This window comes from Bacteroides sp. BFG-637, assembly GCF_024793605.1.
Classification (GTDB): domain Bacteria; phylum Bacteroidota; class Bacteroidia; order Bacteroidales; family Bacteroidaceae; genus Bacteroides; species Bacteroides vicugnae.
The window spans coordinates 1,533,925-1,559,986 of the sequence record NZ_JANUPD010000002.1 but is presented as its reverse complement, the minus strand read 5'-3'; the positions used below and the strand labels follow the sequence as shown (position 1 = coordinate 1,559,986).

At 42.8% G+C, this 26,062-nt stretch carries 17 protein-coding genes and 7 pseudogenes; 18 read left to right on the top strand and 6 right to left on the bottom strand.

Going from position 1 to position 26,062, the window contains the following annotated elements:
- Positions 1 to 12: 12 nt before the first annotated feature.
- Complete coding sequence (locus NXX38_RS06525; RefSeq protein WP_258978862.1) at positions 13 to 3,324, bottom strand: SusC/RagA family TonB-linked outer membrane protein; 3,312 nt, start codon at positions 3,322 to 3,324, stop codon at positions 13 to 15.
- A 638-nt stretch (positions 3,325 to 3,962) separates the two neighbouring features.
- Between NXX38_RS06525 and mutS the strand changes: the two are divergent.
- Positions 3,963 to 6,550, top strand: a pseudogene (gene mutS, locus NXX38_RS06520) (DNA mismatch repair protein MutS).
- Positions 6,551 to 6,619: 69 nt separating this feature from the next.
- On the opposite strand, the pseudogene NXX38_RS06515 reads toward mutS, so the two are convergent.
- The 4 genes and pseudogenes from NXX38_RS06515 to ychF all read right to left on the bottom strand — a co-directional run.
- A pseudogene (locus tag NXX38_RS06515) lies at positions 6,620 to 6,721 on the bottom strand (chloramphenicol acetyltransferase); the annotation flags it as partial.
- A 57-nt stretch (positions 6,722 to 6,778) separates the two neighbouring features.
- Entirely contained in the window at positions 6,779 to 7,612 is an 834-nt protein-coding gene (gene lgt, locus NXX38_RS06510) for a prolipoprotein diacylglyceryl transferase (protein WP_258978861.1), read from the bottom strand.
- A 49-nt stretch (positions 7,613 to 7,661) separates the two neighbouring features.
- Positions 7,662 to 8,570 (bottom strand): ketopantoate reductase family protein, encoded by a 909-nt coding sequence (locus NXX38_RS06505; protein WP_258978860.1) that lies wholly within the window; start codon positions 8,568 to 8,570, stop codon positions 7,662 to 7,664.
- Positions 8,571 to 8,617: 47 nt separating this feature from the next.
- Positions 8,618 to 9,721 carry a redox-regulated ATPase YchF gene (gene ychF, locus NXX38_RS06500; RefSeq protein ID WP_195648712.1) on the bottom strand — a complete coding sequence of 368 codons (1,104 nt, stop codon included), beginning with the start codon at positions 9,719 to 9,721 and terminating at the stop codon, positions 8,618 to 8,620.
- A 239-nt stretch (positions 9,722 to 9,960) separates the two neighbouring features.
- Here ychF and NXX38_RS06490 point away from each other — a divergent pair.
- The 5 genes and pseudogenes from NXX38_RS06490 (at position 9,961) to mobV (ending at position 15,076) form a co-directional block, all read left to right on the top strand.
- Positions 9,961 to 10,888: pseudogene (locus tag NXX38_RS06490) on the top strand (hypothetical protein).
- A gap of 129 nt (positions 10,889 to 11,017) precedes the next feature.
- Positions 11,018 to 11,309 (top strand): annotated as a pseudogene (locus NXX38_RS06485) (helix-turn-helix domain-containing protein).
- A 4-nt stretch (positions 11,310 to 11,313) separates the two neighbouring features.
- Entirely contained in the window at positions 11,314 to 12,390 is a 1,077-nt protein-coding gene (locus NXX38_RS06480; protein WP_042987432.1) for an AAA family ATPase, read from the top strand.
- Positions 12,391 to 12,543: 153 nt separating this feature from the next.
- Positions 12,544 to 13,529: pseudogene (locus tag NXX38_RS06475) on the top strand (toprim domain-containing protein).
- A 192-nt stretch (positions 13,530 to 13,721) separates the two neighbouring features.
- Positions 13,722 to 15,076: pseudogene (mobV, locus tag NXX38_RS06470) on the top strand (MobV family relaxase).
- A gap of 397 nt (positions 15,077 to 15,473) precedes the next feature.
- On the opposite strand, the gene NXX38_RS06465 reads toward mobV, so the two are convergent.
- Positions 15,474 to 15,779, bottom strand: coding sequence for a helix-turn-helix domain-containing protein (locus NXX38_RS06465; RefSeq protein WP_004325853.1), 306 nt, complete (start codon positions 15,777 to 15,779; stop codon positions 15,474 to 15,476).
- A gap of 112 nt (positions 15,780 to 15,891) precedes the next feature.
- Between NXX38_RS06465 and NXX38_RS06460 the strand changes: the two genes are divergently transcribed.
- The 12 genes and pseudogenes from NXX38_RS06460 to NXX38_RS06400 all read left to right on the top strand — a co-directional run bounded on the left by NXX38_RS06460 (position 15,892) and on the right by NXX38_RS06400 (position 26,028).
- The gene (locus tag NXX38_RS06460) at positions 15,892 to 16,125 is read left to right on the top strand and encodes a hypothetical protein (RefSeq protein ID WP_029425873.1); all 234 of its coding nucleotides are present in this window, start codon (positions 15,892 to 15,894) and stop codon (positions 16,123 to 16,125) included.
- An 11-nt stretch (positions 16,126 to 16,136) separates the two neighbouring features.
- Positions 16,137 to 16,688: a hypothetical protein gene (locus tag NXX38_RS06455; protein ID WP_258978857.1), complete on the top strand. Its 552-nt coding sequence runs from the start codon at positions 16,137 to 16,139 to the stop codon at positions 16,686 to 16,688.
- Positions 16,689 to 16,810: 122 nt separating this feature from the next.
- Entirely contained in the window at positions 16,811 to 17,089 is a 279-nt protein-coding gene (locus tag NXX38_RS06450) for a hypothetical protein (RefSeq protein ID WP_004303405.1), read from the top strand.
- Positions 17,090 to 17,107: 18 nt separating this feature from the next.
- Positions 17,108 to 17,365, top strand: a complete 258-nt coding sequence (locus NXX38_RS06445; RefSeq protein WP_004303404.1) for a hypothetical protein — start codon at positions 17,108 to 17,110, stop codon at positions 17,363 to 17,365.
- A gap of 17 nt (positions 17,366 to 17,382) precedes the next feature.
- Positions 17,383 to 17,649, top strand: a complete 267-nt coding sequence (locus NXX38_RS06440; protein WP_004303403.1) for a hypothetical protein — start codon at positions 17,383 to 17,385, stop codon at positions 17,647 to 17,649.
- Positions 17,650 to 17,847: 198 nt separating this feature from the next.
- A complete protein-coding gene (locus NXX38_RS06435) occupies positions 17,848 to 18,030 on the top strand; it encodes a hypothetical protein (RefSeq protein ID WP_004303402.1) in 183 nt (60 codons plus the stop codon).
- Between the two features lie 22 nt (positions 18,031 to 18,052).
- Positions 18,053 to 20,957 (top strand): annotated as a pseudogene (locus tag NXX38_RS26715) (hypothetical protein).
- The gene (locus NXX38_RS06420) at positions 20,954 to 21,268 is read left to right on the top strand and encodes a hypothetical protein (RefSeq protein WP_004303400.1); all 315 of its coding nucleotides are present in this window, start codon (positions 20,954 to 20,956) and stop codon (positions 21,266 to 21,268) included. The pseudogene NXX38_RS26715 and the gene NXX38_RS06420 overlap by 4 nt, the downstream one beginning before the upstream one ends.
- Positions 21,269 to 21,863: 595 nt before the next feature.
- Positions 21,864 to 22,352 carry a hypothetical protein gene (locus tag NXX38_RS06415; protein ID WP_004303399.1) on the top strand — a complete coding sequence of 163 codons (489 nt, stop codon included), beginning with the start codon at positions 21,864 to 21,866 and terminating at the stop codon, positions 22,350 to 22,352.
- A gap of 87 nt (positions 22,353 to 22,439) precedes the next feature.
- On the top strand, positions 22,440 to 22,874 hold the full coding sequence (locus tag NXX38_RS06410) for a hypothetical protein (protein WP_004303398.1): 435 nt from the start codon (positions 22,440 to 22,442) through the stop codon (positions 22,872 to 22,874).
- Between the two features lie 61 nt (positions 22,875 to 22,935).
- A complete protein-coding gene (locus NXX38_RS06405) occupies positions 22,936 to 23,802 on the top strand; it encodes a S49 family peptidase (protein WP_113748488.1) in 867 nt (288 codons plus the stop codon).
- A 24-nt stretch (positions 23,803 to 23,826) separates the two neighbouring features.
- A complete protein-coding gene (locus NXX38_RS06400) occupies positions 23,827 to 26,028 on the top strand; it encodes a hypothetical protein (protein WP_258978854.1) in 2,202 nt (733 codons plus the stop codon).
- Positions 26,029 to 26,062 lie beyond the last annotated feature (34 nt).

Below are 26,062 nucleotides of genomic sequence, written 5' to 3'. Positions count from 1 at the left end.
TCTTTTTGCTTTTTAGAATCCTACATTTACGCTAAACATAACGGACCGGCTTACAGGATAAGTTGCTCCTGGTGTTTCTGGATCCATGCCTTTATAGCTTGTGACAGTTATAAAATTGTTGAGTGCCATCGAAAAATCTACGTTTGAAAGATTGGTTTGTTTCAGTAGTTTTTTGGGCAGGGTATAACCTAAAATTATGCTTTTGATGCGCATATATGATAGATCTGTAAGAAAAGCTCCTCGAGTTATTTCTTTGCTCATAGGATTGTAATAGCTAAAACCATATGCTTCACCAAATACATTCCAAACTCGGGGATAGGTACCATTGGTATTAGTAGTCGTCCACCGGTCGGCAGCAATCTTGGGAACATTTAAGTGTTGGGCGAATAAATCGTTTTGGAAGACTTGCACTGATTCATTTTGTACTCCTCCCCCTGTGCTTTGGTATGAGGCCGGGGATTCAATGTACTCAAACTGTTTAGCTCCTGTTGCAAAAGTACCATTAACACTCAATCTAATACCTTTATATTCTGCTGTTACATTGAAACCTCCGGTTACAGGAGCTTCGTTTGTTCCTAGATAATAACGATAGTTATCTGATTTATTCAAATCTGTGGCGGTATGTATTTCTGCATCCGGGCGTAATTGGAAGGTATAAAGTCCTGTATCAGGATCTATACCTGTAAATCTGCCACTGTAAATAGCACCTACTGGATAGCCTTCCCATAGATTGGAATATCCCATAGATTTATATGATGGATTATATTTAGCTACTATATTCAAGTTGTAGGCAAGATTGGCAGATAAAGCCAATGTGAAATCTCTACTTTTTACAGGGGTTCCGTTTAAGGTGATTTCAATACCTTTGTTTTCTAACTCTGCAGTATTGTATCTTTGACTGGTATATCCGGTAGTTGATAGTACTTGCACACTCGTTACTATATCGGAACTTTTTCGGTAATATCCTTCGATGATACCATTCAGACAGTCATTAAATAGTCCGAAATCTAAGGCTAATTTTACATCTTGAGTCTTTTCCCAGCGTAAGTCCGGATTAGGTGGTGTGGTGATACTGCCAATATGAAAAACATTATTTGATACATTGCGGTAATCATCAAAATAGTTGATGATGATTTGTGGACTTACGCTACGGTTGATATTACCAGTGAATCCGGTTGCCAGACGGAGGGTTAACCGGTTTAATACCGGTTTGAGAGATTGCATAAAGTTTTCTTCACTGATATTCCACGCAGCACCTGCAGCCCAGTTGGGATTGAATTGTTTGTCACTACCAAAATTGGAACTACCATCAGTGCGGAAAGAAGCATTCAGCACATATTTATTTTTATAATAATAGTCGGCGGAAGCATAGAAGGAAGCAAAACGTTGTTCATTCCATGTTTCTCCGGTAGAGGCATCGAGGGCTGCCAAATACTCTTTTAATTGTGCATATCCGATACCTTCCGTGGTTGATGGCAGCGGGGTGATTGTATTGCCTGTTATTGCATCATAACCATATCGTTTGCTATACAGACTGTTTGATTTACTTCCACGGAGCTCGGCACCAGCGATAAGGGAAATAGAGTGGTCATTTCCGAATTGATCGTCATAAGCGAAGTGTCCGCGTACCATATAACTTTCGTTGTCAATATTGCGTTGTAATATAGAGGCATACTCTTTCTGACTTAACCCATCTACTGATAAACGATTGTCCAAAGCAGCTTTCGTATCACTGTTGTAGATCTCTTTTAAACGGTTAGTGGAATAAGTGAACGAAGCTAATCCGACAAAACGTAATTTGCTGATAATACTATAATCGATTCCTGTCCGTACGGTAGTATTGACATTTTTAGTGCGTGAAGAAGTTTCATTCATCTCGCGCATGATATTGAAGCCACTGTCGGGAACAGTTTTTCTGGATGTTTTTTTATTATTATATTCTCCTAATGAATAATAGGTTTCATCTGCTCTGTAGCTACCATCTGTATTATATGGGCTTTCGTATGGATTAGCAAAGTAAGCATAAGTAAATGGATTGATGTTATTTAATGCTGGCGATTTAGAGTATTGATATGACATTGATGCCCCAAAATCCAATTTTACTTTTTGGTTGGGGTTCATAGAAAGGTTAGCAGTTATATTATAACGATCGTAGTCATTATTTTTTAATAGACCGGCATTACGTGTATATGATAATGATGTATAGTAAGTATATTTTTCTCCTCCTCCACTAATGGATAGATTGTGCGTAGTGGATACGCCATTACGAAATAGTTCGTCGTACCAATTAGTGTTTGTTTGTCCTAATTCGTTAATATAGCTATCCTGTTGTTCTTTATTCCATCCTTCAAAACGACCTTTTCCGGATCTAATAATGCCTACTATGCCTACGACAGGATAATCTGTTTTTCCTGCTTCAAAGCCGGGAGCAGAAAATTCATCCCATAATTCTTGTTCATATGCAAGCTTTTCTTTTGAATTCATCAAAGAATAATCTCGTTGGGGTGACAAAGTGACGGAAACATTACCAGAATAGTTAACTCTGGTTTTTCCTTGTTTTCCTTTTTTGGTAGTAACGACAATTACACCACCTGCGGCTCGTGAACCATAAATTGCTGTGGCGGAGGCATCTTTTAAGATAGTGATACTTTCAATATCACTCGGATTGATCCCTGCAACACCATTCATGAATAAATCATCAAACTGGCCCGATTTTATTTCAGAACTATTGGGCATGTCTGCTGTACTTCCCTGCATAGGAACTCCGTCAATTACCCATAGTGGCTCACCGTCTCCGGTAACAGTATTGGTACCTCTGATTCGTATTTTCTGTGTACTACCGGGCTGTCCAGTTACAGCTGATACGGCTACACCCGCAATTTTACCTTGCATTAAGGCATCGACAGTAGGTTGAGCCTGATCTTTTAGCTGATCGGCAGTAATAATTCCTACTGAACCTGTCATCTTTTTAAATGTAGTTTGAGTATAACCAGTGATAACAACCTGATCGAGTTCACTTGTTTCTGCCTCCATTTGTATTTTGATGAAAGAGGTTGTCCCTTTTAGTAAACGCTCTGCATTTTTCATACCGATATAGGAAAAAACAAGCGTTTTCCCTTCTTTTACTTCCTTGATGGAAAACTTACCATCAATATCTGTGGTAACACCAACTTGGGGGACTTCCTTATAGCGGACGGAAACGCCAACTAATGGTACCCCACTTTCGTCAGTTACAATACCCTTTACTGTTACCTGTGCATTTGCAAATAATGGTAAAATTAAAGCAAAAAGTAGTGTCAATGAAGAAATGGGAATTTTATTCATAATTATATTAATTTGGTTTGTATAGATGCAAATGTATTATTCTTAGCCGATATAAACAAGAAAAATGCTAATATTTGTATGTAGAATATGAATTTCTGTCTGGACAAGTATTAATTGAAGTTTATTATTTTTTTATAAAAGTATAGAATTTTGGTTTGCGCTGTATTGTAGCTGGCTCTTTGCATTGCTCTAATGATTTATAATGTATGTGTAGGATTGGGTTGTGGAGAGGAAAGAAGTATTTTATCATTGGAAACAAGCGTTTTCTGCTTTTAATTTAAATAGGGAAGAAACGTACGGACATAAAAAAGGAGCAACGCCTTGCTCCAACCTTTGTTAACCTTAAATCTAATACTATGAAAAACACATTGCAAAGATACGGACTATTGGGAAATTAGCAAATTATCCAAGAAAAATAGTATGTTTTATAACACGTTTTAATATTTTTCTCCTACTTGTTAAGAAATAAACCCTCTTTTTTTGATGGTATGCAACACTAATTGTGAAAATTGAATTGGAGAATGCCATTGATTCTCTGCCGAAAAACCGTTATCTTTGCAAAGATATTGCAATTGTTTACCCTAAATAAAAAAGAAAAGGAGAGAACCGTGAACGAAGAAGAAATCGTCCTCACCCCGATGATGAAACAGTTTCTGGATTTGAAGGCAAAACATCCGGATGCAGTGATGCTGTTTCGTTGCGGTGACTTTTATGAAACATATTCTACGGATGCCATCGTTGCATCGGAAATATTAGGAATCACATTGACGAAACGTGCTAACGGAAAAGGAAAGACTGTTGAGATGGCGGGATTCCCACATCACGCTCTCGACACTTATCTTCCGAAATTGGTTCGCGCCGGAAAGCGTGTCGCTATCTGTGACCAGTTGGAAGATCCGAAAATGACGAAAAATTGGTGAAACGTGGCATTACCGAACTGGTGACTCCCGGTGTTTCTATCAATGATAATGTCTTGAATTATAAAGAAAATAACTTCCTGGCTGCCGTTCATTTCGGTAAAGCTTCCTGTGGGGTTGCCTTTCTTGATATTTCTACCGGTGAATTTCTAACTGCAGAAGGACCTTTTGATTATATTGATAAACTGTTGAACAACTTCGCCCCGAAGGAAATTCTTTTTGAACGTGGCAAACGTTTGATGTTTGAGGGGAATTTCGGCAGCAAGTTCTTTACCTTCGAGCTTGATGACTGGGTATTTACGGAGACTACTGCCCGTGAGAAGTTGCTGAAGCATTTTGAGACGAAGAACCTGAAAGGTTTCGGCGTGGAACACTTGAAGAATGGTATCATTGCTTCCGGCGCTATCCTGCAATACCTCACGATGACGCAGCATACACAGATTGGACATATCACTTCTTTGGCCCGTATTGAGGAAGACAAATACGTTCGTCTGGATAAGTTTACGGTGCGCAGCCTTGAGTTGATTGGCAATATGAATGATGGCGGAAGCAGTTTGCTGAATGTCATCGACCGGACAATCAGCCCGATGGGAGCACGTTTGCTGAAGCGCTGGATGGTCTTTCCTTTGAAGGATAAGAAGCCGATTGACGAACGGTTGAATGTGGTAGAGTATTTCTTCCGTCAACCGGACTTTAAGGAACTGATTGAAGAGCAGCTGCATCTGATAGGCGATTTGGAGCGTATCATTTCCAAAGTTGCTGTAGGGCGTGTATCACCTCGTGAGGTGGTTCAGTTGAAGGTGGCTTTGCAGGCTATCGAGCCGATAAAGTTGGCATGTATCCAGGCCGATAACGCAAGTCTGAACTGGATAGGGGAGCAGTTGAACCTTTGTGTCACTATTCGCGACCGGATTGCCAAAGAGATTAAGAATGACCCGCCGTTGGCTGTTAATAAGGGGGGAGTGATTCAAGACGGGGTGAATGCGGATTTGGACGAACTACGCCGGATTTCGTATTCGGGAAAGGATTATCTGCTTCAGATACAGCAGCGCGAAAGCGAACGGACGGGTATTCCGAGTTTGAAAGTGGCTTACAATAATGTGTTCGGTTATTATATTGAAGTCCGTAATGTACATAAGGATAAAGTTCCGCCCGAATGGATTCGTAAACAGACGTTGGTCAACGCAGAGCGTTATATCACGCAGGAATTGAAAGAATATGAAGAGAAGATTTTAGGGGCGGAAGATAAGATTCTGGTGCTGGAAACGCAGCTATATACGGATTTGGTACAGGCATTGACGGAGTTTATTCCCCAGATACAGATTAATGCGAATCAGATTGCCCGCCTGGATTGTCTGTTGTCATTCGCCAATGTGGCTCGTGAGAATCGTTATATCCGTCCGATTATTGAAGATAATGATGTATTGGATATCCGCCAGGGACGTCACCCGGTGATTGAGAAACAGCTTCCTATCGGTGAGAAGTATATTGCCAATGATGTGATGCTGGACAATACTACGCAGCAGATTATTATTATTACAGGTCCGAACATGGCTGGTAAGTCTGCGCTTTTACGTCAGACGGCATTAATTACGCTATTGGCTCAAATCGGTTCCTTTGTTCCTGCGGAGAGTGCGCACATCGGTTTGGTAGACAAGATATTCACTCGTGTAGGAGCGAGTGATAATATATCGGTCGGAGAATCAACATTCATGGTAGAGATGAATGAAGCGGCAGATATTCTAAACAATGTTTCTTCCCGAAGTCTGGTGTTGTTTGATGAGTTGGGTCGTGGTACGTCTACTTATGACGGTATTTCCATTGCTTGGGCAATCGTAGAGCATATCCATGAGCATCCGAAAGCTAAAGCACGTACCTTATTTGCTACGCATTATCATGAGTTGAATGAGATGGAGAAATCCTTCAAACGTATCAAGAATTATAATGTATCGGTGAAAGAAGTTGATAATAAGGTAATCTTCCTTCGTAAGCTGGAGCGGGGTGGTAGTGAGCACTCTTTCGGTATTCACGTGGCAAAGATGGCCGGTATGCCGAAAAGTATTGTGAAACGTGCCAATGAGATACTGAAGCAGCTCGAATCTGACAATCGCCAACAAGGAATTTCCGGTAAACCGTTGACGGAAGTGAGCGAGAACCGTGGAGGGATGCAGTTAAGTTTCTTCCAACTGGATGATCCGATTCTCTGCCAGATTCGTGATGAGATTCTGAATTTGGATGTGAATAATCTCACTCCGATTGAAGCATTGAATAAGCTGAATGATATCAAGAAGATAGTCAGGGGGAAATAATTATTTCCCCTTAATTTAAAATCTGTAATATGAAGCAATGGGGGGAGAATGCTAATCCTTGTTTGTGCTTTATTTTAGTAACTCTTCTACTTTCCTGTAAAACAATGAAAGATGGTGCCCGTCTATAAATCCATGATGAATGGTCATAGCGATAGGCATTACTAATTTGCCTTCTTTGGTGATTGCTTTTCCTGTCCGCTCCCCAAGTTTCTATATCTATGATATGTTTCATTTCTTTTCTACTTTCTTCCGATCATAGAAGAACATGAAATAAACGCCTATGATGATAAATGGAACGCTTAACCATTGGCCCATATTGAACATCATGTGGTCTTCAAATGCTTCTTGGTTCTCTTTCAGGAACTCGATGAAGAAGCGGAAGACAAAGATGTAAGTCAAACAAAGTCCGAAGAAGAAGCCGCGGTGCAGTTTCTTACTGTAATTCTTGTACAGATAAATCATGATGAAGAATAGGATAAGATAGGCGATAGCCTCGTAAAGTTGTCCCGGATGACGGGGCTGCATATCTACACGCTCGAATATAAACGCCCAGGGTACATCAGTCGGCTTGCCGATGATTTCGGAGTTCATCAGGTTGGCAAGGCGGATGAAACAGGCTGTGATTGGAGTGGCTACGGCAATCATATCCAATACATCCATATAATGGAGCTTTGTCTTGCGGCAATACAGCCAAAGTGCGACTATCAATCCTAGTGTGCCACCATGGCTGGCCAATCCCTCGTATCCGGTAAACTTCCAGTTTCCATCCGGCATAAACTTGATGGGAAGAATCATTTCCCAGAAATGTGACAGATAGTATCCCGGATCATAGAATAAACAGTGTCCCAGACGGGCGCCGATCAGAATACCAAAGAAACAGTAAAAGAAAAGCGGATCAAACTTCTTTTCTTCTATCTTTTTATCCCGGAACTGGTAGTGAACAACAACATAAGCAAAGAATATTCCTACTGCCCACAATAATCCGTAATAACGGATAGAAATACCGAACAGGTTGAATAGTTCGGGATTCGGGTTCCAGTTGATGTTGAGAAGTGAATACATAGGCTTGGTAGTATTATTTATTTAATAGGTTTCATTCTTTCTCTAGTGGCTATTCTTTGAATTTTTCTGCAACCATCCGGTAGGTCGGTATGTCAATCCCTTGTTCTTCGGCTGCTGCAATCATATCGAAAAGCAGTCCCTGTATCTCGGATTCGTGTCCGCGTGCCAGATCTTTCTGCATGGAAGCAGTGCTTTCGGGATCCAGTTTATCGATGACTTTCAGATTGTAAGTGACAGGGTCTTCCAGAAATTCCACACCTAGCTTCTTTCCTAAAGCAGCGCTCTCTGTAGTGAGTCCGATGAATGTATTCCGTATCTTTCCCGGTTTTTGAACTTCACCCATCGGAACATCGTAGTATGCCCCTGTTAAAGCCATTGCAGAAATAAACGACCATTTGATAAATGTATCCCGGTTGATATCCGGTGAAAGGTCTACTTTGATACCTGCTTCCTGCAAATCCTGTTGGATGGCTTCCAGTAATCCGGTTTTAACGATAGTGCCACGATGAGCGCCATACACTAACCGGAATATTTTCCCCATCTGGGTGATTTCTCCTGTGCCGGATACAAACCCCACAATATAGATGCAACCATCCAGAACGGTAACTCCCGGAACAAGTTTCTGTATCCGCGGTCCTGTTCCATACACATTCAGTATGGGGATGACAACCGTGTCTTTGTGAGCGGCTCTTTGAATGAGTTCTACAATAGAATCGACCGAGTAACCTTTTACGCATACAAATATCACATCCGCTTTTCCATTGAATTCTTCAGCGGTAGTTGCCGGAATCCGGAGCGTATGTTCGCCTTTTAAATCCGACTTCAGTTTTAAACCATCCGTTTGTATTGCTTGCAAATGAGCACCACGGGCAATACAGGTTACATCTTTGCCTGCCAGCGACAAAAATCCTGCGATACTGCCGCCTACACCTCCAGTTCCTGCGATGAGATACTTCATGTTATTAGCGAATTAATAATTAATGAGTCGTTGGTGATGACTGATAATCATACATTGAAACGGAAATGCATGATGTCTCCGTCCTGCACTATATATTCTTTTCCTTCCACACCCAGCTTTCCGGCTTCTTTCACAGCTGCTTCCGATCCGTATTGAATATAGTCCTCGTATTTGATAACTTCGGCACGGATAAAACCTTTTTCAAAGTCAGTATGGATAACACCAGCACATTGAGGAGCTTTCCATCCCTTTTCGTAAGTCCAGGCGCGTACTTCCTGCACGCCGGCTGTGAAATAGGTTTCAAGATTCAATAGTTTATAAGCTGATTTGATAAGGCGTGCTACACCTGATTCTTCCAAGCCTACTTCGGCAAGGAACATCTGGCGGTCTTCGTACGTTTCCAGTTCGGCAATGTCCGCTTCTGTCTTGGCTGCAACAATCAGGATTTGAGCATCCTCGTCTTTTACAGCTTCACGCACCATATCTACGTATTTGTTGCCACCCACTGCGCTTGCTTCATCAACGTTGCAAACGTACATCACCGGTTTGCTGGTCAATAAGAACAGTTCGTGAGCAATCTTTTGTTCGTCTTTCGTTTCGAAAGTCACTGTACGTGCAGATTTACCCTGTTCCAGAGCATTTTTGTATTGGACAAGTACATCATAAGCTAACTTTGCAGCTTTGTCTCCACCCGTCTGCGCCTGTTTCTGTACTTTCTGGATACGGCTTTCAATCGTTTCCAAGTCCTTCAATTGAAGTTCGTAGTCGATGATTTCTTTGTCACGGACGGGGTTTACGCTACCGTCTACATGTGTCACGTTGTCGTCATCGAAACAACGGAGCACGTGGATGATTGCATCTGTTTCACGGATATTGGCTAGGAACTTGTTTCCCAGTCCTTCACCTTTGCTTGCGCCTTTCACCAGTCCGGCGATATCTACGATTTCTACAGTTGTAGGAACAATTCGTTGGGGATGTACCAATTCAGCCAGTGCGTTCAGACGTTCGTCAGGAACGGTAATTACACCTACATTCGGTTCAATTGTACAGAAAGGGAAGTTTGCCGCTTGTGCCTTTGCGTTCGACAAACAGTTGAAAAGAGTCGACTTACCCACGTTCGGTAGTCCGACAATACCACATTGTAAAGCCATATTATTATAGTATTTTTCTTATTATCAATTAGTTATATATCTCTCTAAAATAGACGAGTAACAAAATGGTAACAATATAAAGTTAAAAAAGAATAATTGTCCCTTCTACCTCGTTTTGGTGTGCAAAGATAATCAATTTTAGGCTAATGCGGTTATCTTCTTATACTTTCTCTTTTGTCCATTATTAGTTTTTAAGTAGAATCGTTATCTTTGCTCATATTAATGAAACAGAGAACATTATGGAAAATACAGAGTTTAAAGCTAAATTTGACAATATACAAAGGTTATTTGACCGTTGCATTAACCATGCCTATGAAACCTTAGAAAGAAGTATTTATATGAAATCCCAATACCTGAATATGGAACAGGTGGAAGAATTGGAAGGACAAGAGTATATTCGTGCTGCTGATGAATTAGCGAGTTTGTATATGAGTTATTCTGTACTAAGTGAGATACAGCGTTGTTATTTCATACATGACTTCTTTTGGGAAAGCGGTTTTTATGGAAGCCTTGAAGCCCGATGAAAAAAGAAAGTACCTTTTATTCTCTCCTCTTTCATTTGATTATTCCCGATACGAACAGGACAATTCAGCCTATGATGAAGAACTGCCTTATTTTTCTGTAGTGGTTAAAACCGTTGTGTTGGAAAGATATTCAGCATACTTGCGAAAAAAGAAAGAAGATAGAGCGCAGGCAGAACTGGAGCCACAGCCGGAACAGGAAGTACAGAAGCCGACAACAAACACCGAGCTTCCGATAAAAGTCGTACCCCCTATTGCTGAAACGGAAAATCCGTTTGGTTCAATTCTTAATGACAAACAGATAGAATTGATTGCAGATTGCATCAACGAGGAAATGTTCAATGCCTCTGTAACTGTTGATGATTTGAAAGCGATACTCTCCTGTAAACCTAATGCAATATTAAGGTCAAATAATAATAGATATGTAGCTTTCCTTTTTTCGGAATTAAGTAATAGGTCTTTGATTACCGGTAATTGGCAATCGGTTATTGCCAATAATAAACTGTTTCTTTCCAAAGACAAAAGTAGGGATAAATACCTCAATCAAGGGGATTTAGCCACAGCAACCAATTATGTGAAAGGTATCTCCCATGAGAAAGGATTTGCAACCATATACAACTATATCAAACAACTGAAAAGACTTTAAGAATAGGTTAAGACCTTAAACATAGCTTAATCCACTATCAAGCTAATCCTCAATACATTTGCCCTCGTTAACGAAAAGAAAACGAGGGTGCGCACCTTCATATTGTTTCACTAAATCCAAAAAAGCAATATGGATAAGACATTAGAGATGCGAGTTGAGGAACTCGAACAGATGCTGTTTTTAACTAAGAATGTGCTTAGCTTTGATGGAAGCGAGCAAGTTTCTTAACCTTTCCAAAAGTTACCTATACAAACTGACTTCGGGTAACTTGATACCCCACTATAAACCGCAGGGCAAGATGCTGTTTTTTGAACGGGCAGATTTGGAGGCGTGGCTACGCCAAAATCCTATCAAGACACAGGCGCAAATAGAACAGGAAGCGCAGAAGTATATCCTTAGTAACCGTCCTTTAAAAAAGTAAAACTATGGAAGACAAAAAAGTGACGGAAAAGAAGAAAGAGGATGCAGCAATAACAAGAGAAGATTTTGCAGTCCTTTGGAAAACCATTCATTTGAAGATTACCGATACTTACGATGTGCCACCCGAAATCCTTTGGGTAAATGGTTCAACTATTGGAACACTGGGAAATTTCAGCGCATCCACAGGTAAAGCCAAAAGCAAAAAGACATTCAATATTTCTGCTATTGTGGCAGCGGCATTGAAGAATGATGAAGTTTTGCAATATTCAGCGTTCCTGCCCGAAAACAAGCGTAAAATTCTGTATGTGGACACAGAACAGAGCAAATACCACTGCCATAAGGTGATGGAACGCATCATGCGTTTGGCTGGTCTTCCTACTGATAAGGATAGAGAGGATTTTATCTTTGTCGTGTTGAGAGAATGTACACCCGACAAGCGAAAGCAGATAATAGACTACATGCTTGCTAATATGGAGGGTATAGGTCTTGTGATTATAGACGGTATCCGTGATTTGATGTACGACATCAACAGCCCCAGCGAATCATCCGACCTCATCAATTTGCTAATGCGTTGGTCAAGTGAGTATAATTTGCATATTCACACCGTATTACACTTGAATAAAGGGGATGATAATACACGTGGGCATATAGGAACGGAACTTAACAACAAGGCTGAAACCGTCCTACAGATAACCAAAAGTACGCAGGATGTGGATATTAGCGAAGTAAAGGCGATGCACATTCGAGACAAGGATTTTGAACCGTTTGCATTTCGCATCAATGAAACTGCATTGCCCGAAGTTGTGAAAGATTACGTTTTTGAACAACCTAAACAGAATCGCAACTTTCCACTTACAGAACTTACGGAGCAACAGCATCGTGAAGCGTTAGAAAACGGATTTGGAAAGGATGTAGTGCAAGGCTATCCCAATGTTATCGCAGCCTTGAAAAAAGGTTACGCAAGTATCGGTTTTGAACGTGGGCGCAATATTCTCGTGGACTTGAACAAATTCCTTGTAAACAAGCGCATGATAATAAAAGAGGGAAAAGGCTACAAGTACAATTCTGATTTCCACTACTAAAAGTAAGTTTGGTTTAGTCCGTGTGTATATATAAAAGGAATGGACTTCTTTTTAACGAACCACTATACAAGGTCAGTTTAATACACTCCGGGTGTATATATAGCGGACTAAACGGAACTGATTCAATTATTCATTTACCAATACATTCAGATTATGACAATCGAAGAATCCAAAAATATAAAGTTGGCAGACTATCTGCACAGTTTAGGCTATAACCCGATAAAGCAACAGGGTAACAGTCTTTGGTATAAATCACCGTTGAGAGAGGAACAAGAGCCTTCTTTCAAAGTGAACACAGACCGCAATTTATGGTACGACTTTGGAGCAGGAAAAGGCGGCAACATCATTGCATTGGCACAGGAACTTTACGCATCCGACAGTTTACCCTACCTTTTAGACCGTATAGCGGAGCAAAGCCCCTCTATCCGTCCCGTTTCTTTTTCCTTTCGCCAGCAGTCATCAACCCAACCGAGTTTCCAGCATTTGGAAACAGTGCCGCTTTCTTCTCCTGCTTTGTTTGCATACTTGCACGATAGAGGCATAAATACAGCACTTGCGAAAAAAAATGTATGGAAGTCCGTTTCTCGCTTAACGGTAAATGGAACTTTGCCATCGGCTTTCCTAACGCATCGGGAGGTTATGAGGTACGCAATAAATATTTTAAAGGCTGCATAGCTCCTAAAGACATCACCCATATACGGCAGACTGGAGAACCTAAAGAAATCTGCTATGTGTTTGAGGGGTTTATGGACTATCTTTCTTTTCTGACCTTGCGACAGAAAAATTGTCCTGATTATCCCGACTTTGACAAGCAGGACTATCTTATTCTGAACTCTGTTTCCAATCTTTCCAAAGCCTTGTACCCGTTGGGGAACTATGAGAGAATACATTGTTTTTTCGACAATGATACGGCAGGGATAAGAGCCGTACAGGAACTTTATAAAGAGTACAGTTTCCGTGTCCGTGATTCCTCGCGCATTTATAGTGGCTATAAAGATTTGAATGATTATTTGTGTGGAAAACGGTTGATACAGTCGGCAGACTTGACACAGCAGACCAAACAATCACAGACGGTCAAACAAGCCGACAGGCAAGAACAACAACCAGCCAAAAAGAGAAGCAGAGGGTTTAGAATGTAGTTGCCGCACGCTTCCCACAGGCTTTTGAGTAAGGAAAAGCCATAGCTCAATAGGGCGTTTTCTTCACGCAGTGCAAGCACCGCTAAAAACACCCTATCGAGCAAAGGGGCATCGCCCCTTTTGAAACCCCGTGAACCATGCGGCGAATGTGCGAGGCAAACGGAATTGTCTAACGAAAAAACAGTATTCAATATGGGATATTTTACTCTTGATTTCAAGAAAGCAAAGGGAGCATCCGACGCTCGTATGTCCGACCATATCGAGCGCAGGGTGATAGCTCCGAATGTGGATTCTACACGTACACATCTTAATCGTGAACTGGTGGAACTTCCCGAAGGTGTGACGGTACGTGATGAAGCGATAGCACATCGCATCAAGTCGGCAGGCATCAAACGGAAGATTACTCCCGACCAAGTAAGGGCTATCCGTGTCATGATGTCGGGAACACACGAGGATATGATGAAGATACAGCAAGACGGGCGTATGAATGAATGGTGCAACGACAGTATGGAATGGTTGCACAAGACTTTCGGACGGGAAAATACCGTTTCAGCAGTTCTGCACATGGATGAAACTACACCTCACATACACGCCACCATCGTACCGATAGTAACGGGAGAGCGCAGGAAAGCAAAACAGAAGCAAACGGAGGGTAAGCGTTCCTACCGAAAGAAAGCGGATGCAGCCCGGCTATGTGCTGATGATGTATTGAACCGTGACAAGTTGATAGGCTACCATGACGACTACGCCAAAATCATGGATAAATACGGTTTGCAGCGTGGCGTGCGTGGTTCGGAAGCAAGGCACGTCACCACAGCCCAGTATTACCGTGATTTGAAGCGGCAGACGGGCAAACTGGAAACGGGCGTGCAGCAACTCCAAGAGGAAAGGGAGGAAGCAGAGAAGCAGTTAAAACAGGTTAAGAAAAAATAGGAACGCAGAAACTTGAAGCGGTCAAGACCGAAGCAAAAGCCGCTCTTATTGCAAAGGTGGGTTCTCTTTTGGGCAGTGGGGAAATCAAGGAGCTTAAACAGGAGAATAGGCAACTGTATGAAGAAGTTACCACTCGTGACGAAAGTATAGAAAAACTGCAAACCATGGTGCAGGAGCAGCAGAAACAACATCGTAAGGAATTAACAGAAGTACAAGCGAAGCACATTGAAATACTGAATGAGAGGGATAAGGAAATTTCACGTCTTAACCGTATCATTGAGAAGGCGTGCAAATGGTTTCCATACTTCATGGAGTTACTCCGCATTGAAAAGCTATGCCGCCTTGTCGGTTTCAATCAGGAATTGACAGACAAACTTGTAAAAGGCGAACCGATTGTGTGCAGTGGAAATTTGTACTCGGAAAAATATAGACGGAAATTTACAACGGAAAAGGCAGGTTTTCAAGTAGTGAAAAATCCGACAGATAATACGAAGTTGGTTCTAAGTATTAACAGACAACCGATTTCCGAATGGTTCAAAGAGCAGTTTAACAAACTACATCAGAACATACAGTCAAAACAGGAACAGAAAAGGAGCAAAGGATTTAAATTGTAAATTCTTTATTTAGCTAAAATATACAAAAGGTCAAATCTAAAATAATTCACGATTTGATATTTTGTATATTTATAGAATAGATTTACTGATTAGGTTTAGTCTATTCCTTTATCTATATGTTCAAAACAAACTAAACTCATTTGTATGAACAGCAGCAAAATAGGGGCTGGCGAAAAGAGAAATGTTTTTCTGTTTTTCGCCAGTTTATGTTATTATTTGTACCAGCCCGATAATTGTAAATAACACCTGTTTTCAACTTCAACATCATTTGGTGACCACCATCGTGCAAGAGAAACACGTAATAATGTTCCAAGTAACGTTTATTAATCGCTTGATTATTAATTGCTTGTATAATTGTATAGCCTACAATATGCCTACATTTCTTATCTATTACAGGTTATTTCTTACTTAATAAGACTTGTATTAGACGTTCCTTCTCCTCAATTATCCTTTCTAAATCAGCTATTTTTGCATCCTTATCAAGTTCATTTGATTTTATTCCAGGTATGGGAATATTATCAAAGAATACACCTACAGGAACTTCCAGAACCTTTGCTATTGCCTCAATGGTTTTTGTATTCGTTGTTCCATTCCTGACAATAGCCTGTATGCTACTATCTTCTTTTCCTATACGTGATGCAAGTTCTCGTATAGTGATTTTCTTTAACTCACATAATTCTCTTATTAACAAGAAATTAGCCATATTATATCTTTGTTATAACTTTTATTAACGTAATTCTTATTCACTTGTGGTGAAAATAATTATACCTTTGCTATGTAAAGTTAATAATAATGAGTATATTTATCACAAAGGTATGACGAAAAAAAAATTAAAAAGGAATGATGACGGCGAGAAACTAAGAATGTACCTTTTGAATTTGCCGGTAAAAGAATCTTCTGAAATGTCCCTTAAATTGGCAGAAGCATGTAAAGTGCCATTACATACCTTTCGTAATTGGCGGGGTAGTCGTTGTCGTATTCCCGAACTTGCCAAGGATAAGATCGAGGAAGTCACAGGCGTAAAAATCTTCCATAGTGAAAACCAATAAATAAAAGAAAAATGAAATCAAAGAAATTAGAAATTGAAATTCCGGAAGGTAAAACAGCTGTCTGGAGAAATGGAATCTTAACTCTTATTGATGAACCAGAAAAAGACGTAAGAAAACGTATTAAGACGTTTGAGGACGCCTGCCGTGAAATTGGCATCGATGCAGAAGCATGGAACCGAGATAAAATATCCCTCGGTCTTGAACCTGACGTTCTGGCTTTCCTGAAACTCCGTATCATTGTCAAGGCTTTAAATGAAGGCTGGGAACCTCAATTTACAGAGGATGAATGCCGTTATTATCCTTGGTTTATTCTTTATACAAGGGAAGAATACAACAAGTTAGACGAGGAAGAAAAGTCTCGTGTGGTGTGTCGGTCGAGCCACAACGCGTACGCGTTGGGCGGTGTTTCGTATGCGTACGCGGATAGCGATTCATCGTACGCGAATGCGAGCATCGGCGTTCGGCTTGCCTTCAAAACGTCGGAACTGGCAGCGTATTGCGGTCGACAATTCCTTGATATTTGGGCGGACTTTGTTTTTCTTCCGGAAGAGAAAAGTGAATAAATAACCGGGGCGGTTTTTGCCGCTCCATATAATAACCGCCGGAGTGTGGAGATAACCCCGAAGGGCGAAAGCGGGCGTTATTGGTAGTTCGATGCTATCCTCCGGCACAGCTATAAACAACAATGAGCAAAATTTACATAGTAACTAAAAGGGAATCCGGAAAATACGAAGAAGACGGCGTTTGGTTTTCTATCCTTGCCGCATTTGATACGAGAAATAAAGCAGAAGAATATTTAAAGAAATATGAAAAAACAGCTCCTAAAGAAGCTTACTACACTTTCTATCGAATAGAATCTGTTCCGTTGTTTCTTTCTTCTCATAAAGTGAAAATAAACAGACCGAAACATACGACCTATCCTATTGGTGAATTGGTAAAATTAAAAATAAGTGGTGAAAAATAATTCAAATCAAGAACAGAAATGAGCAAAAAAATCTCCATAAAAGTAACTGAAGCACAACCGCTTCCTTGCCCTTATTGCAATGGTTTTTACGGTTATCAGTATAGTGATCTGTTTAGAATGAGTTACACGAGTGTGCATAATTCTGACGGTACATATTCCGGTGGGGAATATTCCGATGGAGTTTCCTTAAACAAGAGTAAAACAGCTTATTGTGTGAATTGTGGTACCAAACTACCTTTTACCCTAATACGTGAAGGTGAGGAACAAGTCGAATAATTAAAAATAAATAAGTAATGAAATCAACAATTACCACCCCCGATGAATTAACCACGCTACGAATAGAAGGCAGCAGTGGAACTTATAAAATATTCAGTAGTTTCCGCCCCATGGAATCCCCTGCGTTCGTGGATGCGGTAGACAGGAAGTATAATCTGGCGGAGATTAAGAATCTTTCCGGCGGAAAAGGTTATTTCCTGGTACATTTGAACAGGGAGCAGCAGGAAACCATACAGGAGGATTTAAACGCTATCCTTTGCGATAGTGTGCCGAGTCTTCTGTAAACTAAGACGATCTTAACGAAATGCCATGAAAGAAGACAGACGCCTAAGAAACCTACGTTATCAGATGCGGAAGAAAGGTTACCGGTTCGATACAAAGCACCTGGTGGCCATTATGCCTTCACATGACAAACGTTCCCTTCTCCAGGAAAGGAGATTAAGCAAATTCGGTTTTTCAATTCAGTATAACATGTTTGAACAATGAAAGATAAAAATTTAAAATACATCGCCCACGCTATTATCGTGGTTGCCTTTATGGGACTGATTGCCTTTGTCATTTATTATACGGGTAAAACCGCTTTTCTTTGGCTGTTATTATTCGTTTTCCTGTATCAACCTTGGACGGAGATGTGCCCGGGACGGAAAGAAGACAACGAAGAATAAGTAACCATGTAACTTTATAACGATGATAAAGGCAGAAGACATCTACAAAGTAACCAACAACGGGCTGGATATAATTCTACATTATTATCCGCAAGCCCGGGATTGTGTCGGAACCAACCGCCATTTCAAACGCCGGCCGTCAGAAGACGACGCGTCGGCCTGTATCAAGTTATTCGGAAAGGAAGGTTCCCAGCAGGTTTATAAGGTAACGGATTTCGGCGATACCGGAACGGCTCAAAGCCCCGTCGATATCTGCATGTATGAGGAAGGCCTCCGGTTTAACGAGGCTATCCTTAAACTTGCATCCATGTACAACGTAACCGATGAACTCAACCGTAACGTAAACAAGCCGGACATCCGTAAGGTTCCGGCCTCCCAGGATCAGAAAGACGGTACTAAACTTTTCGAGCTTGCCGATCATCTCACCCCGGATCAGTTACGCATACTCGGCCCCCGTGTCACCCAGGAGAACGCCGAGGCCCTGCACTGGTATTCGGCCAAATATATAGGGTATGTAAAAAATCGCGAGGTAACCTATAAATACGCGACTGCGACATACCCTATCTTTATGCGCGAATGTCTGGTAAAACCGGCCGAAGGCGACACGCCCGAAGTGAAGTTCTATAAAATATACGAGCCTTTGAATCCGGACAAGCAATGGCGTTTTTCCTACACTCCGGAAGGTGTCAAGCCGAAAGACTATATAAACGGCCTTTCCGAACTGAAAGCCTTATACCGGGAATTTAATTCCAGGGAGGAAGCCGCCTTTAAAAAGAATCCGGCCAATGCGGAAAAGCCCTATAAGGAGCAGAAGCTGCAGGAGGCGTTTATATGTTCCGGAGAGCGCGACGCCCTGTGCGTTAAATCGTTGGGCTTTTCCCCGATCTGGTTTAATTCGGAGACGTATAAACTTTCCGAACAGGATTACAAGGAGATCATGAAATACGTTGAAGTCCTGTATAACATACCCGATATCGACACGACGGGCAGGGTGAAGGGTACGGAACTTGCATTACGCTTTATTGATATCCACACGATCTGGCTACCGGCCTGGCTTACCACTTACCGGGACCAGCGGGGCAAACCGCGTAAGGACTTCCGGGACTTCATGGAATTAAGAAGCAAGAACGAAGATTTCCGTAACCTTATGACGCTTGCCATGCCCGCCAAATTCTGGTATTCCAAGTTTAACGAGAAATCCCGGCAATGGGATCACAATATAGACGCGGACTGCCTTCACTACTTTTTACGTCTTAACGGTTTCCTATTCGCTTCATGATGAAAATTCCAGTTCAACGAAATACATCCGTATTACCGGCAATATCGTAAAACTGATAAAGGCAAAGGATATCCGGAAGTTTATCCGTGAGTGGGCCCAAGAGAGCTTTTTATCCCGCGATATAAGGAATCTTATTCTGAACAGCCCCAAACTGTCAGATACGGCCCTGGACAACTTGCAGGAGATCGAACTGGATTTTACCAATTATACCCATAATACGCAGATGTTCTTCTTTCCCGGTTGCAGCATGGAGGTAAGCGGTACCGGTATAAAGGAACATCCGGCCAACGGCAGCACATTGTCCCACTACGTTTGGGAAGAAAACGTCCTGAAACACAAAGTCCGTCTTATGGAAGACATGTTTACTATTTCCCGTAAAAAAGACATAGAGGGGAACGATGTGTTTGATATCCGGATCAATGCCGTACCGTCTAACTTTTTTGGTTATGTAATCAATTCGAGCCGCGTTTACTGGCGTAAGGAACTGGAATATAATTTCGATGACAAGAGCGTGGGGGAAGCGGAATCCTACCGGGAAAAACATAAATTCGATATCGAGGGGGAAGGCCTCACGGCGGAAGAAGTGGCCGAACAGAAAAGGAACCTTATCAACAAGATCTTTACTATCGGTTATATGTTGCACCGTTATAAATCCCCTTCGCGTGCCTGGGCACCGCAGGCCATGGATAACAAGATCGGTGAAGACGGTGAATGTAACGGGCGTTCGGGCAAATCATTCATGTTCAAAGCCCTTTCCTACTTTATGAAGACCGTCAAGCTTTCCGGCCGTAATCCCAAGTTAATGGATAACCCGCATGTGTTCGACCAGGTAAACCAGCATACCGGCTTTATCCTGGTGGATGATTGCGACCGGTATTTTAATACGGGCCTGTTTTACGATATCATCACGTCAGATATGACCGTGAACCCGAAGAACAACCAGTCGTTTACTATACCTTTCGAGGAATCGGCCAAGCTGGGATTTACAACTAATTACGTTCCTATTGATTTTGATCCGTCTACGGAAGCCCGTTTGCTGTACCTGGTATTCTCCGACTACTACCACCAGCGTACGGAAGATAACGACTACCGGGAAACGCGTTCTATCCGGGACGATTTCGGTAAGGATTTGTTTTCCAAGACTTACAGCGAGAACGAGTGGAACGCCGATATAAATTTCTTCTTGCAGTGCTGCCGTTTTTACCTTTCCCTTTGCGAGGAATCTATAAAACTGCTTCCGCCCATGGAAAACATTATCAGGCGTAAATACAAGGCCGATATGGGCAATAACTTTGAGGATTGGGCGAACTCTTATTTCTCTCCGGACAGCGAACACCTGGACAGCTTTATCGTCCGTGAAAAGGCTTTTGCTGATTACAAAAGCTTTTCCGGTGTGAATAAAATCACGATGCAGCGTTTTACAAAGGCCCTCAAAGGCTTTGTGGCCCTTTGCCCTTACATTGACGAACTCAACCCGAAGGACCTTTGCAACTCCCAGGGGCGTATCGTACGCAAAGATAACGACGGCAAGGCCGCCGACATGATCTATCTGCGTTCATGCGGCACGGCGGAAACGGCTGCCGGTGGTGGAACGGAACCGGCCGATCCGACACTCATGTTTGTACCTGATGAACGACCGGATGAATGAATAACGCGCATTTGAAATTAAACAGCATGTCCGAGTTTACCGCGCTCTGGAACAGCGGCGAGAGGTTCCGAAAATTCGCCGAACAGGTCTACCGCTATCTGGAGCGTATGAAACCCGGTACCGTCCTGGCACTGGAACGCTATTCGGGCGAGCAGCTCGAATGGATCATCAAAACGGCCTGTGTTTTTATCCTGGAAGGCGACAACTACCTGGAGTATGAATTTAACGAAGACTATACGGCCGTCGTGCACCGCTATATACCCCCGGACGTAAAGAAATGGATTTTAAGCAGGTGCAAACATCGCGTATAAGACGGATCGGAGCCGGTATAAAATACGAAAAGAGGGACCAGATACGAATGTGTCGGTCCCTCTTTTCGTATGGAAACAGATGCGTCCCGCCCGGCTTCCCTCCCCATACCCCACCTCTATTTCATACAAAATTTTAGTAACCTTGTAACCTTTGTTTGCTTGAAAGAAAAAAGTCTGAAAATCAAATAAATAAATAGGAAATAAAGGTTACGAAGTTGCAGTTACAAAACGGTTACGAATTTTTCCGGTTTGTAACACCGGCCTTTTTTATCTTCTACCGGTAAGCCCGGTTACAAACTGTTTTCCTGCCATTTTTTTGTAACGGAAATTAGTAACGTTACTAAGTTGCTAAGATACAGGATTTTACCTTTGTCGGTTGCCCGGTTACGAAATTACAAAAATTTAGTACCGAATTATATCAGCACAGCCTGGCAGAGAAAATGTCGGGTGTGTGGTGGCTGGAAAAGGCATATTATAATTATTCTCCCGGAGTATATTTATCAAAATGACGGCTGAAAGCCTACATTTTCCCGTAAATGGCAGACCAACAGCCGATAAAGGAATATCTTTGCCTTTAAAAAGGAATGTTATTGCTATGATTACCACCCGAATACAGATCGAATCCTACCTGGCCGAGTATGTCCGGGGCAAATATTACGACGAAACGGTCGGTACCGTCCGTTTTCCTTCTTCGTCCGATATCTATGTGACCGTTTACGATCTCATGGAGAAACGGCCGGTAAATTGTCCGGCTGACCGCGGCAACCTGGAGTTTATGCTGCCTGACCGCCGGGAGGCCAATTTTGCCGGCGGCAAGTCTCCGGAACAGTTCAATTACATTTCCGTACGCGGTACCGCCATTCTTGAAAAGCGTCTGCGTGCCCTGATGTGGGCCGAGCTGCACGAACTCATGGACGAAAACAAGCACCTGCACGGAATCGAGTTTAAGGAAACCGTTTTTACCTTCCTGAAAAAGTATGATATCTCTTCCATTCAGGAAGACGGGCTGCTGAAAAACTACCAGCGGTGGCGGGATAGTTTCAGGCGCAAGAAGAAAAGGGCCTATAACCGAAAAAAAGTGTAAAAAAGCAAGTTATTTTTTACCTACCAACTGTATCTGTTTGTCCTTTTTTGTCCGGTTTTTGGCTGAAAAACGTCCGAAAAATGCTGAATGTTTGATTATCAATACTTTATATCTGTAATTATGTCAAGAAAGTTAATATCCGCCGCCCATAGCCTGCAACTGGTTCCCGTTTACAACATTATCCATTTTGGCGTCGTGCTCTCGAAAGTCGTTATCCGCTCTATCGGAAAACCTGATATTCTTATGATCGTACCGGGAACCTTAAAACCGGGTGACAGCAAAAATGAAGACGTCTATACTAAAAAACATACCTTCAAGCTTGCCGACGTGTCGCAAAATAAGACGCTTTACCTGGAAAATCTGAAAGCGACGCCTTTTGTCGCCCTCTATACTGACGAAACGGGTAACACCCGTGTTTCCGGTTCTCCCGATTACCCGCTTACCTTTTCTTTTGAGATCGGCGGGGGCCTGTATAACTGCACCCTGTCCGGTACGGGTCCGGGCGTTGATGCGTTCCTGTAGGTTCCTTTCAGTCCTTCTCTACCTATGATATAGGCGTTTTCTTTGTCGTAAAAAAGAGAACGTGGACAAAATACAGGAGATTTTTACAGCACCTTGGGCAATCGCTGATAATGATTATTACCGGTTGCTTTCCTTATTTGTGCCGTGTGTTGCAGCCGGCAACCTGGATGCGATCGAAAAACGGCTCGACAATAATAAAATAACCGCCTACGCTACTACGCCTTACCTTGCCAACCGGTGGGAACTGGACGATGAGACGCTACCCTCTGACAGTGTGGCCGTCATTATCCTGGAAGGCACCTTGTATTCCTGGGAGACTTACCGCCTGGAAAAGCAGCTCCGGGATGTTTTCGATAATCCTAAGATTTGCGGCGCGGTCCTGTGGATCAACGGTCCGGGTGGTATGGTCGCACATGTGGACCTGGCGGCTAAAATGATCGCCGAATCTTCCAAACCTATAGCCACCTACGTGGCCGGTACCATGGGTAGTGCCCATTTCTGGCTGGGAACCGCCGCCGGCAGAACCTTTATCGCTTCCCCTATGTGTGAAGTCGGTTCCGTCGGTATCATGCTTACTTACCAATCCTTTAAGGAATATTTCAAGAAACAGGGCATTGATTACCGGGAAATCTATCCGGATAGTGCCGACCTGAAAAACTATGAAACCCGCGCGATTGAAGATGATAACAACGAAGAGCCTATAAAGCAACGTCTGGCCGTCATGCACCGTATTTTCTGCGATGCGATCAGTCGGAATCTGGGTATTGCCTACGATCCGGAACTTCCCCTTTTCCGGGGACAGATATTCACCGGCGACGTAGCCGTGGCAAACGGCTATATCGATCAGTTCGGTACGCTGGAAGACGCGGTAAAGTGGGTGCTGGCACAGGCTACCGTCAGAAAAGTAAATGAGATGTATAACATATAGTATTAACTTCAAAATTTTGTATATATGAAATTTAAGAGCTTTTCCGCTCACATTCTGGCCTTGTTGGGCTTGTCGGAATGGAGCAAGGTAGAGGATAAAAACTCTATCACGGTCGAGGAAGTGGCAAAACTGAAAAATTACGGTTTTACTGAAAAATTCCTCACGGACTTTAAAGCGTCCCTCGAAAACGATTTCCAGGACGAAGCCGAAGACGGGAACCAGGGAGAGGAAACCGAGGAGCCTAAAACAACCGCTTTCCTTCGCGGTTTGTTGGGTGATACTGCGGCCCGTTTGACACAAGCGCAGGAACAGCTTGAAGCCTTGCAGACGCAACAGCGTGACGAAAACCGGAACAATACCGCGTTAATTGCCAAGAAGGATGCCGAAATAACGAAGCTTTCCGGCATTATCGCCCAACTTTCGGCCGCTGCGGAAGATGATCCGGGCAAAGGGAAGCAACACAACGCCCAGGCGGACGGTAAAGGGGCTTTCAATCTCCAGGATGAAAAGCAGCTGGGAGGCTTGCAGGGTGAAATGTTCTCACTGGACCGCCCGTATAACCTTCGCGCCAAAGCTGCGTTAATGGAGGCTGCCGGTTTTGAAATGATTGCTCTTCCGAAAGCAAGTTCCATTGACTACAGCCGTTTGAAGGAGGACCTCGGGGCCTTTTACCGTATTCCCTGGCAACAGCGTTTGCAGTCGTTTTTAATGGAACTTCCTTCCATTGAAAGTATTTTCCCGCTTGAATCCGGTTATCAGGATTTGGCTACGCTGGTAAACATTTGGCTGGGTGAGTTCTCACAGGCCGGTAATGAGGAATCCGACTTCGACAAGGTGACTAAAGGTTCCTACGAGTTCGACGATGAAACCCTGCGCATGTTCAACGTGATGTTTGCACACCGTTTCAAAAATTTAAAAGCCCTGGAGAAAACCTGGATCGGCACTTTGAACAAGGAAGGTTCAAACCCTATCAAGTGGTCTTTTATCGAGTACATCCTGGCCGAAACTGCCAAGAAGTTGCATAACGAGCGCGAACAACGCCGTATTAACGGAATCCGTAAGGACCCGAATCTGAACGAACCGGGCAAAGCACTTGCTGCAGCTGACGGTCTGTATGAGTTCCTGAACAAGAAAGTGAACGGACATACCGATATCAATAACGGAAAGTTCGTTTACCAGATCAAGCCGTTCGAGCTGGGAGAACTTACCGAAGCAAACATCGGTGAAAAGGTGTACAAGGGTACTTCCATGATCCCGGCGGTTCTTCGTGACAGCGGTAACCTGGCACTTTATATGCCTTCGCACTTTATTGTATTGTATCATAAATACAATGAACTGCATTACGGACAGAACCAGGATTACAAGGCTAATATCATGTATGTGAAGGAATATCCGGCGGTAAAGATTATCCCGGTTCCCAATGCTGACAACCACCACCGTATCTTCTGGACGTTTGAAGGCAACATTAAAACCTACGAGGACAAGCCGGGTGAAATGACGGCTTTCAACCTGGAGCAGGAAGACTGGAGCCTGAAAGTATGGAGTAACTGGCGTGAAAGTATCTGGGCTATTGCCGTGGGATTCAAGTACACCAAGAAAGAAGATATGGACTATAACCGTCAGATGATCTTCTGTAATGAGTATGACCGCCCGGCGTCTTACTTTGTGGACGCTGACAAGGACAAGAACCCGTCGGCTAAGCTTCATACCTCCATTGTTACCGTAGCCAATACAGCCGAATTTGCTATTACTGATATTGAAGATGCGCCGGTAGGTACGGTTATTTCCCTGAAATGCGGAAGCGTGGATAAAGGCGTTAAGATTGAGAAAAGCGGAAACTTTGAACTTATTTCCGACGCCTGGCAGCCCGGTAAAGGGGATGTTATTAAACTGATGAAACGTGCCGACGGTAAATTTATCGAGATCGGCCGCGAAAACGCTTCTTCCGATGCGTTGCAGTTTGCACCGGATGAAACGACACCTTCCTTGCTTGACGGTGAAGTATTCGTTACTGGTGAGAATACAAAGGCAACGGCAATCACTAACTTTACAGATGCGGAAGCCGGTGTCGTTTACACGATCTACGGAAGCGGTTCTGAATATGCTTCCACCATTACAGCCAGTGGAAACTTTGTTTTAACCGAAACTATGACACTTTCCGAAGGCAAGTTTATCAAGCTGGCAAAAGCCGCCGACGGTAAATTCTACGAAGTGGCAAGAGGCTAATTTTTAGCGGAAGGGGTACTTTATCCCTTCCATT

What these genes read in the sequence shown, in the direction of transcription:
- NXX38_RS06525 (WP_258978862.1), bottom strand. Translation starts at nt 3,324, where the DNA reads ATGAATAAAATTCCCATTTCTTCATTGACACTACTTTTTGCTTTAATT.
- lgt (WP_258978861.1), bottom strand. Translation starts at nt 7,612, where the DNA reads ATGTATTCACTTCTCAACATCAACTGGAACCCGAATCCCGAACTATTC.
- NXX38_RS06505 (WP_258978860.1), bottom strand. Translation starts at nt 8,570, where the DNA reads ATGAAGTATCTCATCGCAGGAACTGGAGGTGTAGGCGGCAGTATCGCA.
- ychF (WP_195648712.1), bottom strand. Translation starts at nt 9,721, where the DNA reads ATGGCTTTACAATGTGGTATTGTCGGACTACCGAACGTGGGTAAGTCG.
- NXX38_RS06480 (WP_042987432.1), top strand. Translation starts at nt 11,314, where the DNA reads ATGGAAGACAAAAAAGTGACGGAAAAGAAGAAAGAGGATGCAGCAATA.
- NXX38_RS06465 (WP_004325853.1), bottom strand. Translation starts at nt 15,779, where the DNA reads ATGGCTAATTTCTTGTTAATAAGAGAATTATGTGAGTTAAAGAAAATC.
- NXX38_RS06460 (WP_029425873.1), top strand. Translation starts at nt 15,892, where the DNA reads ATGACGAAAAAAAAATTAAAAAGGAATGATGACGGCGAGAAACTAAGA.
- NXX38_RS06455 (WP_258978857.1), top strand. Translation starts at nt 16,137, where the DNA reads ATGAAATCAAAGAAATTAGAAATTGAAATTCCGGAAGGTAAAACAGCT.
- NXX38_RS06450 (WP_004303405.1), top strand. Translation starts at nt 16,811, where the DNA reads ATGAGCAAAATTTACATAGTAACTAAAAGGGAATCCGGAAAATACGAA.
- NXX38_RS06445 (WP_004303404.1), top strand. Translation starts at nt 17,108, where the DNA reads ATGAGCAAAAAAATCTCCATAAAAGTAACTGAAGCACAACCGCTTCCT.
- NXX38_RS06440 (WP_004303403.1), top strand. Translation starts at nt 17,383, where the DNA reads ATGAAATCAACAATTACCACCCCCGATGAATTAACCACGCTACGAATA.
- NXX38_RS06435 (WP_004303402.1), top strand. Translation starts at nt 17,848, where the DNA reads ATGAAAGATAAAAATTTAAAATACATCGCCCACGCTATTATCGTGGTT.
- NXX38_RS06420 (WP_004303400.1), top strand. Translation starts at nt 20,954, where the DNA reads ATGAATAACGCGCATTTGAAATTAAACAGCATGTCCGAGTTTACCGCG.
- NXX38_RS06415 (WP_004303399.1), top strand. Translation starts at nt 21,864, where the DNA reads ATGATTACCACCCGAATACAGATCGAATCCTACCTGGCCGAGTATGTC.
- NXX38_RS06410 (WP_004303398.1), top strand. Translation starts at nt 22,440, where the DNA reads ATGTTTGATTATCAATACTTTATATCTGTAATTATGTCAAGAAAGTTA.
- NXX38_RS06400 (WP_258978854.1), top strand. Translation starts at nt 23,827, where the DNA reads ATGAAATTTAAGAGCTTTTCCGCTCACATTCTGGCCTTGTTGGGCTTG.